General features: G+C 60.0%; 11 protein-coding genes and 1 pseudogene. 2 read left to right on the forward strand and 10 right to left on the reverse strand.

The window, feature by feature from the left end; translation table 11 throughout:
* The first annotated feature begins 179 nt into the window (after positions 1–179).
* Positions 180–1,163 carry an LLM class oxidoreductase gene (locus tag CAF63_RS18835; protein WP_085687286.1) on the forward strand — a complete coding sequence of 328 codons (984 nt, stop codon included), beginning with the start codon at positions 180–182 and terminating at the stop codon, positions 1,161–1,163.
* Between the two features lie 197 nt (positions 1,164–1,360).
* Here the strand turns inward: CAF63_RS18835 and CAF63_RS18840 are convergent, their stop codons facing one another.
* On the reverse strand, positions 1,361–2,215 hold the full coding sequence (locus CAF63_RS18840; RefSeq protein WP_085687288.1) for an AraC family transcriptional regulator: 855 nt from the start codon (positions 2,213–2,215) through the stop codon (positions 1,361–1,363).
* A 189-nt stretch (positions 2,216–2,404) separates the two neighbouring features.
* A complete protein-coding gene (locus CAF63_RS18845) occupies positions 2,405–3,376 on the reverse strand; it encodes an XdhC family protein (protein ID WP_085687291.1) in 972 nt (323 codons plus the stop codon).
* A gap of 90 nt (positions 3,377–3,466) precedes the next feature.
* Between CAF63_RS18845 and CAF63_RS18850 the strand changes: the two genes are divergently transcribed.
* On the forward strand, positions 3,467–4,252 hold the full coding sequence (locus tag CAF63_RS18850; protein WP_085687293.1) for an alpha/beta fold hydrolase: 786 nt from the start codon (positions 3,467–3,469) through the stop codon (positions 4,250–4,252).
* Here CAF63_RS18850 and CAF63_RS18855 read toward each other — a convergent pair.
* The 8 genes and pseudogenes from CAF63_RS18855 to CAF63_RS18890 all read right to left on the reverse strand — a co-directional run bounded on the left by CAF63_RS18855 (position 4,245) and on the right by CAF63_RS18890 (position 13,379).
* Complete coding sequence (locus CAF63_RS18855; protein ID WP_085687295.1) at positions 4,245–5,597, reverse strand: MFS transporter; 1,353 nt, start codon at positions 5,595–5,597, stop codon at positions 4,245–4,247. The two genes, CAF63_RS18850 and CAF63_RS18855, sit on opposite strands and share 8 nt — an antisense overlap.
* Positions 5,598–5,698: 101 nt before the next feature.
* Positions 5,699–6,502: an enoyl-CoA hydratase/isomerase family protein gene (locus tag CAF63_RS18860; protein ID WP_085687297.1), complete on the reverse strand. Its 804-nt coding sequence runs from the start codon at positions 6,500–6,502 to the stop codon at positions 5,699–5,701.
* 19 nt (positions 6,503–6,521) lie between these two features.
* Positions 6,522–8,060, reverse strand: coding sequence for an AMP-binding protein (locus CAF63_RS18865; protein ID WP_085687299.1), 1,539 nt, complete (start codon positions 8,058–8,060; stop codon positions 6,522–6,524).
* Positions 8,061–8,065: 5 nt separating this feature from the next.
* Complete coding sequence (locus tag CAF63_RS18870; protein ID WP_064596717.1) at positions 8,066–8,566, reverse strand: (2Fe-2S)-binding protein; 501 nt, start codon at positions 8,564–8,566, stop codon at positions 8,066–8,068.
* A gap of 2 nt (positions 8,567–8,568) precedes the next feature.
* The gene (locus tag CAF63_RS18875) at positions 8,569–9,375 is read right to left on the reverse strand and encodes a xanthine dehydrogenase family protein subunit M (RefSeq protein WP_085687301.1); all 807 of its coding nucleotides are present in this window, start codon (positions 9,373–9,375) and stop codon (positions 8,569–8,571) included.
* A complete protein-coding gene (locus CAF63_RS18880; protein WP_085687303.1) occupies positions 9,372–12,371 on the reverse strand; it encodes a molybdopterin cofactor-binding domain-containing protein in 3,000 nt (999 codons plus the stop codon). The genes CAF63_RS18875 and CAF63_RS18880 overlap by 4 nt, the downstream gene beginning before the upstream one ends.
* 162 nt (positions 12,372–12,533) lie before the next feature.
* Positions 12,534–13,052: pseudogene (locus CAF63_RS18885) on the reverse strand (EAL domain-containing protein); the annotation flags it as partial.
* 24 nt (positions 13,053–13,076) lie between these two features.
* A complete protein-coding gene (locus CAF63_RS18890) occupies positions 13,077–13,379 on the reverse strand; it encodes a putative quinol monooxygenase (RefSeq protein ID WP_085687307.1) in 303 nt (100 codons plus the stop codon).
* Between the last annotated feature and the right edge of the window lie 153 nt (positions 13,380–13,532).

Raw genomic sequence — 13,532 nt, forward strand, 5'->3', positions numbered from 1 at the left:
CGGACCAACCCGCGTTTTTCGCCAGCAATTGGCCCCTGAATCAGGTCCACACGACCAGCAGTACGGCGCAGCGGGTAAAAGCCAGACCCAGTCCCCTACCTGTCGTTCAAAAGCGACCGATGCCGCAGCACCTCTGGAAACGGGGGCGCTGTTCACGTTCTACCATGAGGTCAATCCGTATGTATCGGCCGAGCACGATTCCTTACCAGCAGCATCGAGGGTTCAGCCGAACCTTTACTCAGGGGCATTTGAGCCTTGGATTATTCTTTCCCATGGAGGCGTTCGACGGGGACACTCCGAGCATGCTCAACCAAGTCACACTGGCTAAACAAGCCGAGGCGCTGGGCTTCTGCGCGCTCTGGTTTCGCGACGTGCCGCTTCGCGACCCTGGCTTCGGCGATGTCGGCCAAATCTTCGACCCCTGGGTTTACCTGGGTTATATGGCCGCCCATACCTCGGAGATTGCACTTGGCACCGCCTCCATCGCCATCCCGCTGCACCATCCCCTGCACACGGCCAAGGCGTCAGCCAGCGTCGATCAGTTGAGCACTGGTCGCTTGATTCTGGGGGTTGCTTCGGGAGATCGGCCAGTGGAGTTTTCGGCGTTTGGCGTCGATCCCGAAAAGCGTGGAGAGATCTTTCGAGAACACTACGAGGTGATTCGCTGCGCCCACAGCACCAGTTTTGAGCCCATCCACTGGAGCACTGGTGAAATGCAAGGCGCAGACCTGATTCCGAAACCCACCACCCAATTTATTCCAATGTTCGTTACCGGCAACAGTCGCCAGTCACTGGATTGGATCGCGCGTGAGAGCAACGGATGGATCAACTATCCACGCATTCCGAACATGCAGCGGCTGGTCGTGGAAGATTGGCGGCTGGAGGTCACCAGGCAATGTGGCTCTGTGTACAAGCCCTTTACTCAGTCGCTGTACATCGATCTCGATGAGAATCCGTCCACGCCACCCACACGTATCCATTTGGGTTTCAGGTTGGGACGTTACCATCTACGTTTTTTGCTGGAGTCGCTTGAGGATATCGGTGTAGACCACGTTATTCTCAATCTCAAATACGGCAAGCGCCATGCGGCTGAGGTTATTGAGGAGTTGGGTACGCACATCGTTGCACAATTCGGAGTGCAGCCGCGTCCGGCAGCGCGTTGATTGTCGGTCACCTCATCGGCTTCGCGCTGCGACGCCCTAGAGTCACTAAGGCCTGGCGACCGAGCGATAGAGCGGCCTCAACAGCAAAATGGAAACGTTGCATTGCCCCCGTGGTTCGGAGATGTCACCGCGCTCCGAGAGGACTTGCATAATGATGGCCGTGGATGAGAGTACAACCCCCCCGCTCTCCTCTTGGTTCAAACTACTGCATAACAATCCACTACACGCCGGTACTGGCTAGGAGAAGCGCCGATGTGTTGGCGAAAAAAACGTGTGAAATGACCCTGCTCGGAGAACCCGAGATTCTCCGACAACAGGCCCAACGTTCCACTGCGCTCACGCTCCAGCCAGACAAAAGCCCGGCGCATGCGCGCGTCGTTCAGCAAAAGGGTCGGCGTTATGCCGGTATCTTTCTTGAACAGTGCAAAGAAGTGCGCCCGGGACAAACCACAAGCCCTCGCGGCGTTGTCGATAGGGCTCGGATCATCGAGGTGTTCAAGCAGCCAGGCGGTGCCGCGGCGCACGCGCGCATCGCGGAACTCGCCAGAGTTCGGCGCACCCAGTTGCGACAAATGCCGCCAACTGGAAAAGTTCTCGATCAGTTCGATCAGGAAGTCAAACAGCATGAATTCCATGCGCTCTTTCGGCACGATCCCGCAGCCATGCGCCTCGGCGACCAGGATGTCGGCCAAGGTGCGATTACGACTCGACAATTCGATGCACGGCTGGACGAAGAAGTCCGGCCGACCGCTGAGCGCAAGCGACTGCTGGGCAGTGGCCAGCCAAGCGGGCTCTATGTAGAGCGCCAGGATGACGGTGGCACCTGCCCCCGGCTGCGGATCGTAGAAGTGCGGCTCCCAGGCGTTGACCAGCACCGCCGTGCGATCGCTGAGCGGAACCCGCCGACCGTTGACATTAAAGTAAGTGTCCTCGCCGGACACTTTGACCAGCACATGGCATTCGGAATGGGTATGGGTGACCAGCGAACGATCCATATTCAGCAAGGCGACCCGGCCAAACCTGCCGTGGAAAACCCGTTGGGCAATCGACATCAGATTCCTCCGCTCGCTTGAAGCGATATCGTTGTAGACCTCAATGCATGTCATCGGGGGCGTTTATCTATTACTCAAGCCCGACGATCGCTCTATGGTTCAGCAATACTCGGCTCGCCACTATCGCGTGCGAACGGCCGAGCGTCTACCTCGACTTTCGCAGGCCCCACGCTCGTCAGAACAACTGCCTTACAAGGCATGGCGCTCTTTCCCGTGATAAACGCGCAGGATATCGGCCACCACCGCCAGAGCGATTTCCGCCGGGGCCTTGCTGCCCAGATCGAGGCCGATGGGCATGTGCAAGCGGGCAAGCTGTTCATCAGTCAGACCACCGATGCGCTTGAGCCGCTCGGCGCGCTTGGCCGAGGTCGCCCGGGACCCCATGGCACCGATGTAAAACGCCGGGGTGTGGACCGCTTCCATCAGCGCCAGATCATCGATTCGCGGATCGTGAGTCAGCGCCACCACCGCGGTCGCCGCGTGGCAGCCTCCGGCGGCAATGAACATCGAGGGCAGCACGCGCAGCATCTCCACACCTTCGAGCTGGACATGCAGCATCTCTCCCCGGGGGTCGCAGGCGATCACTTCGCAGCCAATGGCGCGGGCAAATCTGGCGCAGGCTTCGGCGACCGGCGAGAGCCCTGCCAGAATCAGTCGTAACGCCGGGCCAACGCTGATGCGCACCTTTTCGTCGACGATTTGCACCCGCTCGCTGCCGTGTCCGGTGTCTGCGTCCAGGCGCAAGGCACCGCTGTTCAGCTCGAAATGACGCTGCAGACGACGTTGACCCAGCAACGCCGCTTGCAAACTCTCCAGGTGTACGATCCATTCAAGACTGGCAGCGCGGTACTCGACCAGCACGATCAGCACGCCACCGCAGGGCAATCGTAGACGGTGGCGTTGCTCGACGCTGTCGCCATAACTGACGATCTGCGCCGGTTCGCGTAATTCACCGCGCGTCAGGCTTTCGAGAAACTCCTCTTCGACGCAGCCACCCGACAGCGAGCCGACGTGTTCGCCCGTGCCGTTGGTCACCAGCATCGCACCCGGCGCACGCGGCGCCGAGCCATAGGTGGAGAGCACCGTGCACAGCCACTGGGCCTGCCCGGCGCGGGCCCATTGCAATGCCTGGTCGATCACCTGAACATCGAGATGACGCATGTTTTCGGTACCTCAAGCAAAGCGTGATGCTGCATGCAGGCTTACGTTTACGGTAACCTGCGAGCAACCTTGTTCAATCGTTGATTCAACATGCCGCCACAACAATTTTTGCAACTTGGACCGCTGCGCCTGGAATATCGCCAAATCCCTGCGGCTGTCCCATCGCGACCTACGTTCGTGCTCCTGCACGAAGGCCTCGGCAGCGCAGAACAATGGAAAGACTTCCCTCTGCGTCTGGCCCAGGTCAGCGGCTGCGGTGTGGTGACTTACAGTCGTCAGGGTTATGGGCAATCGAGCCCGGTAACCCTGCCGCGTCCGCTGAACTACCTGAGCAGCGACGGCCCTGGTGAACTGCGGCAACTGCTCGATGCCTTGCAACTGCCGCAAGTGGTCTTGCTTGGTCACAGTGACGGCGCATCCATCGTCCTCGCCTATGCCGCCGCCAACGATCCACGGGTGTTGGGCAGCATTGCGTTGGCGCCTCACGTGATTGTCGAGACCGAGAGCCTCGACGGCATTCGCCATACTACTGAGGTGTGGCATCAGGGCGAATTGCGCGAACGCCTGGCACGCCACCACGGGAGCAATGTCGACGGCGCTTTTCACGGCTGGAGCGACAGCTGGTTGCACCCGGACTTTTCTCTCGGCGATCTCGAAGCACAGTTGGCGTATATCGAAAAGCCGCTGCTGGTCATTCAGGGGCGCGAAGACCACTACGCCACGCCCCAGCAACTGGCAGTCATCCAGCGACAGGTGCCTGGACCGTGCCGCTGTGTGCTGCTGGATGACTGCCGACACTTTCCCCAGACCGAAGCGACCGAGCGGACCCTGCAACTGATCGGTGAATTCCTCGAGCGCCTCCCCGCCTTTATTTGAAATTGCCCTGGGTTTCTGGAATCACCACGCTGCCAATCAGGTAGATCACCGACAGACCGACGGCGAAAATCGCCAGTACCATGGGGATGTGCGTCGGGCTGCTGCTGACCAGGGACACAAAGGTCGGCATGGTGCCGCCGAGGGCAAAGCCGAAGTTCCAGGACAACCCCGTGCCGCTGGCTCGCAGCTCAGTGGCAAAGCGTTCGTTGAGGAAAATCAGAATAGGCGCGATGATCGCCCCGCCCATGAAGCCTATGCCCATGCAATACAGCGCAGTGCGGGTCAGCGAACCCGGCTCGGCGACTCCAAGGAACATCATCGGCAGGCCCACCAGGTTGATCACACCCAGCAGCAAGAAAGTCTTCTTGCGACCGATCAGGTCACTCAGGTAACCGAAGGCCAGTGCGCCGACGATGGTTGCCACCGACCCGTACATGAGCAGCTGCGAAGTCTGCGTATGGGGCACTTTGGCGACCACATTGAGCAATGTCGGCAGATAACCGCAGGCCAGGTAATAGGTGGCACCGCCGCCGAAGGTAATCAGCAGATTGACCAGCATCACGGCGCGGTACTCGCGACCGAACAGACGTTTGAGTGGCGACACGACCACTACCGCCGGTCCCTTGGTCTTGCGGGCTTGTTGCAGTTGCTGCCAGACCGGGGTTTCTTCCAGGTAACGGAACATCACCAGGCCGAACAACGTACTAAGCAGGCCGCAGAAGAACATGCAGCGCCAACCCCAGACGTCAAATTCATCCCCGGGGAAGATCTGCGACAACACCAGATAAGTGGCTGACGCCAGCAACGCGCCCATGCCAGCGCCGGCGCCACCGATCAGCCCGGACATCAAGCCGCGATAACGCGGCGAGATGGATTCGGTGCCGATGGTGTGAGTGGAGGCAACGATGCCACCAACGAAAATACCTTGGATGACCCGCAAGACCAAAAACAATACCGGGGCCAACACCCCGACCTGGTGAATGGTCGGCAACGCGCCAAACAGTGCCGTGGAGATACCGACGCCGACCATCGACACCATCAACGCACGCTTGCGACCGTGTTTGTCGGCATAGGCGCCGAAGATCGCCGAGCCCAGTGGACGCACCAGCAAGGCCACAGCGAACGAGGCATAGACCGCGGCCAGCGACAGGGTCGGGGTGTCCGAGGGGAAGAACATGCGGCCGATGATCGGCGCTACATAGAGCAGAATGAACAGGTCAAACAAATCCAGTGCCCAGCCGAATGTTGAAGCAAATGCCGCGAGCAAGGCCTTGCCCGGTGGAATCTGCGGTGTATCGGTAGTGGCGCTGGTGGGTGATGCAGTTATTGTTGTTGTCGTGGTCATGATTGCCTCACACAAGCGGTGAATCAAAAAGGGCGGCAGGCCCTGCTCCGTAAGGCGTACGCTATTGCCAACATACTCCCGGGCCTGCTCACTGGTACGATTTACTCGCCGATAAACACGGCCGTACGCTTGCTGTGAAACGCTTCGACGCCTTCCTTGAAGTCCTTGGAGCTACGCAGGCGGCTGTAGCAGTGGCCTTCCATTTCGATCGCGACCGTCAGCGGCGCATCTTCGTTGTCGTTGATCAGTTTTTTCGCCGTGCGCTGAGCCAGCGGCGAGAAACGACGCAGTTCGTCGACCAACGCATCGACAGTGCTTTCCAGTTCGGCATCCGGCACGACCTCGGTCGCGATACCCCAGGCATACGCCTGGTCGCCCGTGATGCGTTTGGCGCGCATCACCATGTGTTTGGTGCGGGTGATGCCGATGATTTTCTGCAAGCGTGCGGAGCCACCCGAGCCCGGGATCTGCCCCAGATTCTGCTCAGGCAACGCGTAGCGAGTGGTTTGCGAAGCAATGCGGAAATCGCAGGCCAGGGACAGTTCGAAACCGACGCCGAAGGTGTAGCCACGGTTGGCAACGATCACTGGTTTTTCACAACGTGCCGGTGCCGCGACGTTCCAGGCCAGTTTCGAAACGTGCTCTGGCGACGCTTCGAGGAAGCCCTTGATATCGCCACCGCTGGAGAAGTGTTCGCCCACCGAGCGCAGCACGATGACGCGCACGTCTTTGTGTGCATCGAGGGCTTCGAAGACGTGGCGCAGTTCATCACGCTGCCCCATGGAAATGACGTTCAACGGCGCGCGGTTGAGGATGATGTCGGCGCGCTCGCGAGCCACATCGACTTCAACCTGAAAGCCATCGAACTGAGTGTCGAGAAATTGCTGGATCGCTTGCTGTTGCATGAGAGTGTCCTCTGGATGATTAGCTGATGGCCGTCAAGGCCTGTTCCTGAAATTCGGCCAGCAGCACGCGCCGCAGCACCTTGCCCACTGGAGATTTGGGAATCTGGTCGATGAACTGGTACCGCCGTGGCCGCTTGAACTTGGCCAGGCCCGAAGCGATGCAATGGGCATCGAGGTCGCATTCCGAAACGTCGGCGCGGAGCTTGATGAACGCGGCAATGATCTTGCCCCACTGCTCGTCCGGCAGACCGACCACCACCACTTCTTCCACCGCCGGGTGCAGAGAGAGCATGTTTTCGATCTCCGCCGGGCTGACGTTTTCCCCGCCGGTGATGATCAAGTCATCAACACGACCCGTGACGAACAGATCGCCTTCCAGATCGAAGTAGCCGATGTCACCGGTGAAATACCATCCGTCACGCAATGCCTTGGCGGTCGCTTCGGGGCGGTTGAGGTAGCCTTCGAACGCCTCGTCACTCGCCAGGTCGGCGATGATCTGGCCCTCCTCCAATGGTTTGACTTGCACGTTCGCCGTTTCAGCATCGATCGGCACCACGCGCACGCGCTGGTTCATTGCACTGCGCCCTGACGAGCCGGGTTTGCGACTGGCTTGCTGGTCGATGGTGAAGGTGTAGATCTCCGAGCTGCCGTAATGATTGACGAATAACTCCGGCTGGAACGCCTGCTCGACGCGCCGCATCAAGCCATCGCTCATCGGCGCACCGGCAAAACCGATTTTCTTTACACTGGCTACTCGCTCACGGGCGAAGGCCGGGTGCTCTATGAGCATGTGGTAGAGCGTCGGCACCAGGTACAGGTTGCTGACCCTTTCCCGCTCGATGGCCTGCAACGTAGCTTCCACGTCGAACTTCGGCACACAGACGAAATGCCCGTCGATCAGCGCCATCGACAGCAACGAACGCACGCCCATGGTGTGGTAAAGCGGCATGACACCCAGCGTGCACTCGCTCTGGCGGTAGAGGTTCTGCGCTACGTGGGCAACCGCCGCGGCGCGTTCGCTACGGTGCCGACGGGGCACGCCCTTGGGCTTGCTGGTGGTTCCGGAGGTGTACAACAGCAGTGAAAAGTCTTCGGCGTCGGCCTCCAGAATGATGCCGGAGGGGCTCTGCGAGCACAGTTCCTCGAAACTCAGGTCGGTGTTGGCGGCACAGAGTCCGGTGGCGATCCGCGGCAGCCTCGTGGCGGCGCTGCAACCCGCCACGGCGGTCACTGTAGCGTCGTCGTAAGCCACTGCACGGATTTGCGCATCTTCGATGCAGTAACCCAGCTCAGCGGCAGTCGAACGCCAGTTCAACGGGGTCATGACGATGCCCGCAAATTGACAGGCCCAATGCAGGGTCGCCATCTGCCAGCGGTTCTGCATCACAACCAGCAGTCGATCGCCGCGTTGCAGTCCAAGGCATTGCAAGCCCCAAGCGGCACTCTGGATATCGACGAACCAGTCTTCATAATTTTTCTTTAACGCACCGTCACTGACCGCCACAGCGTGCGGCCGGCGTTCAACGGCTGCGAGGAAACTGCGTCCGAGATCGAACATTATTGTTATACCCCTTCGTTCGTTTGGCGCTGGGCAGCGACTTCGAGCACGGCCTGGACGATGCCGGTGTAGCCCGTGCAGCGACATAGATGCCCGGAAAGCATGTCGCGTACCTGGGTCTCGTCCGGGTTGGGTACCCGTTCCAGGAAATCCACGCAGGACATGAGAATGCCCGCTGTGCAAAAGCCGCACTGCAAGGCGTGATGACGGCGAAAGGCTTGTTGCAGATCGCTCAGTGTGTCGTCGTCAGCCAGCGACTCGACGGTCTCGATACGCCGCTCGTGCCCCTGCACCGCGAGCATCAGGCAGGAACGCATGGCGACTCCGTCCACCAGCACCGTGCAGGCACCGCAGACACCGTGTTCGCATCCGACATGGACACCGGTGGCACCGAGGTCGTGGCGCAGGAAGTCGCAGAGCTGGGTCCGCGGTTCAGCCAGGGCTTCGCGGGAACGGCCATTGAGTTCCAGGCGAATCGGAAAGGTTTGGTCGGCAGTTACACGCATGTTCAGACTCCTTCGATCATCTGATGACCCAGTTCGCGAATCAGTTGGCGGCGATAGGCAGCGCTAGCCTGCACGTCGTCTTGTGCATCGAGCGACCAGGCGGTTTGATTGAGCGCATCCGGCAGCCCTGCACCTCGAGGCAGACTGCGACTTTGCGGACGGTCAGCGACCCCTCCGATGCCGAGTTCAACCTGGTCCGCGCCGATGGCCGCAGCCAGGGAGACAATTGCAAAGTCGCCGTGGCGCATGGCGATTTCGCGAAAGCGATAGGTGATGCCTTCACGCTTGAGCGGAAAACGCACCTCGACGACCAGTTCGTCTGCACGCTTGTCGGTGGTGAGAATGCCTTGAAAGAAATCCGCAGCCTTGACGACGCGCTTGCCTTTTTTCGACTCGAGAACGATCTCGCCGCCCAGCGTCACCAGGCACAGCGGCAACTCGGCGCTCGGATCGGCATGAGCCACCGAACCGCAGACCGTGCCGCGATTACGCGTCTGGAAGTGACCGATCCATGGCATTGCCAGTGCCAGCAAAGGCACCTCGTCCATCAGGGTCGAACGCGCCAGCAACTGCGCCTGTCGTACCCCGGCCCCTACCGCCAGGCAATCCTTGCGCAGTTCGATATAGGCGAGTTCAGCCACATGATTGATATCGATCAGTAACTTGGGTTGAGCCAGGCGCATATTCAGCACCGCCATCAGCGATTGGCCACCAGCGATGATGCGCGCTTCCTGGCCGTACTCGGCGAGCAACTCAACCACCTGACGACGGGTGTCAGCCCGAACGTAATCGAAAGCTGCTGGTTTCATTGCGCACCTCCCTTGCCAAACAGCGCGCCAAGCGAGGCTCGCAAACGCGCCCACCAGCCGGTGGAGATGGCTTGGCCGCTGACCCGTTGCGACAGGCGAGTAAAGATTTGTCCGATGATCACTTTCGAGGCCCCTTGCAACATACGGCCGCCGACCGCGGCGACTTTGCCGCTGACCGCCACCTGGTATTGGTATTCCAGACGTGTGTGGCCATTTTCCAGTTCGACGAAACGTACCTTGGCCTGCCCCTTTGCCGAACCCATCGAGCTGCTGCCGGAGCCGGACAGACGCAATGAATGCGGCGGGTCCAGATCACTCAGGGCAACCTTGGCCTCGAAGCGCGCACGGATCATGCCGACGCCGACCGTGACGTCTGCGCGGTAACGGTTTTCGCCTTCAAGCACGAGGTCGTGGCAACCGGGAATGATTGCCGCCAGCGTCTGCGGGTCGAGCAAGGTATCGAAGACCTGTTGCGGCGCAGCAGGAATCACCACTGAGTCGTTGGCCCGCAGTGCCGGTCCACCGGCAGGTGCTGCGTCCAGGTTGTCATCGGGCTCCATGCCGGCGGGCCGTGGCGGCTCGTCGATCCCGATCAGCGTGCGTACTTTCGATGGCGTCAGTGGCAGACGGATGTCCGAGCGACCCAGGGCGTCGGCAACCGCGTTGGCAATGCACACCGGCGTGCTCATATTGTTGCCCTCGCCCACACCCTTGGCGCCCAGCGGGGTGAATGGCGATGGCGTTTCCATGTGCAGGATCACCGGTTCGATGACTTCCGGTGCGGTCGGCACCAGATAATCGGCGAAGGTCCCGGAGAGGAAGCTGCCGTCCTCGCCATAGGCGAATTCTTCCATCAGCGCCGCACCGAGGCCTTGGGTGAAGCCACCACGAATCTGGCCATCGACCAGTGCCGGGTTGAGCAGGCGGCCGGCGTCATGGCAGGTGACGTAGCGATCGATGTGGATCTCGCCGGTCATGCGGTCGATTTCCAGACCACAGATGTCGAAGACAAAGCCGTAGCACAGCGAGCTATTGACCTGATCCTGGTCATCCGGTGCCTCCAATTGCGGCGGGCTCCAGAACGCGGTTTCACGCAGACCGCCGTTTTCCCCTTCCGGTAGCAGGCCCGGCGACCAGTGGGTCGCACCGGCAATCCGATGGAATGGCGCCACCGCCCCGCCATTGACGACAAAAATCTTGCCGCCCGCGAAACGAATATCTTCTGGACTGGCCTGCAATTGCTCGGCGGCAATCGCGGCAAGGCGATCACGGATTTTCAGTGCCGCCTTGTAGACGGCACCGGCCACAGCACCGGCGAAGCGGCTGGAATAGTTGCCCGAGGCAATCGACCAGGCGTCCTTCTGGGTATCCAGTTCGACATTGACCACGATCGATTCCAATGCAACCCCAAGCACTTCGGCGACCACCTGAGCCACAGTGGTTTGATGACCCTGCCCTTGCGGTGCCGAGGAGACGTGCACACTGACGTCACCCAACGGGCCGACGTTGATGGTGGCGGTGGCGACTGCGCCGTTTTTCGGACCGGCCTTGCGCCGCTCTTCGGGTGTCATCGCGGTGGTGATGTATCCCATGTTGGAAATCGATGGTTCGATGACGGCGGCATAACCGATGCCATAGATTCGGCCTTCGGCACGCGCCTGATCACGACGTTTGAGCAACTCGTCGAGACCACCGTCAGCCGCCGCCAAGGCAATGCCTGCCTGATAATTGCCGGAGTCGAGCAAGGCTCCGGCGGCTGCGCGATAAGGGAAGGCATCGGCCGGCACCAGATTGCGGCGGATCACGTCCAACGGATCAAGCTTCAACTGCACGGCAATGTGTTGCAGCAGCCGCTCAAGGGCGAAATACACCTGCGGGCCACCAAACCCACGGTTCAGGCCGGAAGGTGTTTTGTTGGTCAGCACCACTCGGTTGCGCACTTGCAAATTACGGATCGCGTAGGCGCCTGTCAGATTGCCGTGCATGCGGTAGAAAGTCGCCGGTTCAGGCGCTCTCAGGTAGGCACCACAATCGTCGATCTGGTCATAACGTAAAGCAGTGATGCGGCCATCGGCTTCTACCGCCGCTTCAATTTCGGTCACCCGATTGGTCGCCGAAGAAGCCCCCTGAAGATGTTCCAGACGGTCCTCGACCCACTTCACCGGTGCACCGACCTTGCGTGACGCCAGGCCCATCATCACCACGTAAGGGAAAACCCCTTGCTTGATGCCAAAGCTGCCGCCGGAATCTTTCGGTGTGCGCAAACGCAAGCGGTTGCCGGGCACATTCAGCGCCCGGGCCATAACCGTGTGCAACGCATAGGGGCCCTGGAAGTTGGCCAGCACGTCATAAATGCCGGTGGCGCGCTCGTACTGAGCCAGCACCACATAGCATTCAATGGGTGTGCAAGAACTGCGCGGAAACTTCACTTTGAACGAAACCTTGTGCGGCGCCTGCTCGAAGGCCTGCTCCGGCTCGCCATACCGAAAGCGCCGCTCGTTAACTACGTTGCTGCCGACCGCTTCGTGCAGGATCGGCGCCTGTTCGGCGGTGGCCAGTTCGGGATCGATGATCGGGGGCAGCGGTTCGTATTCAACGCGCACACCTTCGATGGCGTCTTCGGCCAGGTAGCGGCTCTCAGCGATCACGACGGCCACTGGCTCTCCGACGTAACGCACCTTGTCCACAGCGACGCACCAGTGCTCCATCGGCTGACGCACACCCACCGGAAACGGCAGCGCCCAGCGTTTGACGTCTTCGCCGACCAGCACGCCGTGCACGCCTTTCATCAGTAGCGCACTGGAAAAGTCTACCGAGGTGATCCGCGCATGAGCGTGGGGTGAACGAATGATCGCCGCATGTAGCGTACCCGGAGGGATCGCAGCGTCGTCGGCATAGCAACCGAGGCCGCGCAACAATGCGGCGTCCTCGACACGGGACTGGCGGGCTCCGATGTGGCCGGTCTGGCTTTCGGTAGCAGATTGGAAACTAGTCATTTTTTCGCGGCTCTTGTTGTTGTGCAGCGCGATAGCGTTAGAGCCGAGTGTGTGAGAACGGCGCCGGGAGCGCCTTGCCTGGGGAGAGGGAGTTCCGCGCTGGAGTCTGAAAATTTGCCTTATCGTCTGATTTTCAGGTCTGGGACTGGACCGAATTGGCGGTCAGGGATGCGACGCGGGATGACTCAGGAACGCTTCGATTTCTGCATAGGGCATCGGTTTGGCGAAGTAATACCCCTGAAAGACATCGCAGCGACTGCCCTTCAGGAAATCCACTTGCGACGCAGTTTCTACGCCTTCGGCTACCACCGTTAAGCTGAGGTGATGAGCCATGGAAATAATGCCTTGGGTAATCGCTGCATCGTGAGGGTCGGTGGCGATTTCCTGGATGAACGAGCGGTCGATCTTGATCTTGTCGATGGGCAAACGTTTGAGGTAGCTGAGGCTGGAAAAACCGGTGCCGAAATCCGCAATGCGTACACCCAACGCCTTGAGCCGGCACAGCGTGTCGATCGCCTGTTCAGCGTTATGCAACAGCAGCGATTCGGTGATCTCCAGCTCCAGCTGCTCACCACGCCGGCCATGTTTATCCAGGGTAGCCTGAACACACTGGACGAAATGGCCACGCTGAAAATGCATCGGCGAAATATTCACGGCCATCGAGATACCGGTGAACTGCTGGCTGGAACGCTCTATTGGGTTTGCCTAGCCGGGTAGCTTGGCTGCAAGGACGTCAACCTCCTCGATTGATGGCGGTTCGGCAAACAGATCGGCAGCGTTTGCCATAAGCGCCGCCGCAACCTTGCCCGAAAGATGAGCCTGCCGGCCCGCTTCGTCCGGGAATGCGTCAAAGATGCCAAAGGTGGACGGCCCCAAGCGGATTCCAAACCAGGCTGTAGTGGCTGGCTCCTCTTCCACTAAAGGAAGGCCGCTCAAGAGAAAGCGCTCCACCTCTTTTTCTTTCCCTGGTTTTGCTTCCAGACGAACGAACAACGCTACTTTGACCATGACGTGGCTCCTGTTGTTACGATGCGGCTGGTGCTATCTGGTCGCAATAGCTAAAAGGGGCATCCGGTTATTAACTATGGTCGACGACACCAGGATTACAAACCCAAAGAGACCAAGGGTAGCGTCGCATGTCGCTCGGACACTGAGAATGAC

Source organism: Pseudomonas sp. B20(2017), from assembly GCF_002113125.1.
GTDB lineage: Bacteria > Pseudomonadota > Gammaproteobacteria > Pseudomonadales > Pseudomonadaceae > Aquipseudomonas.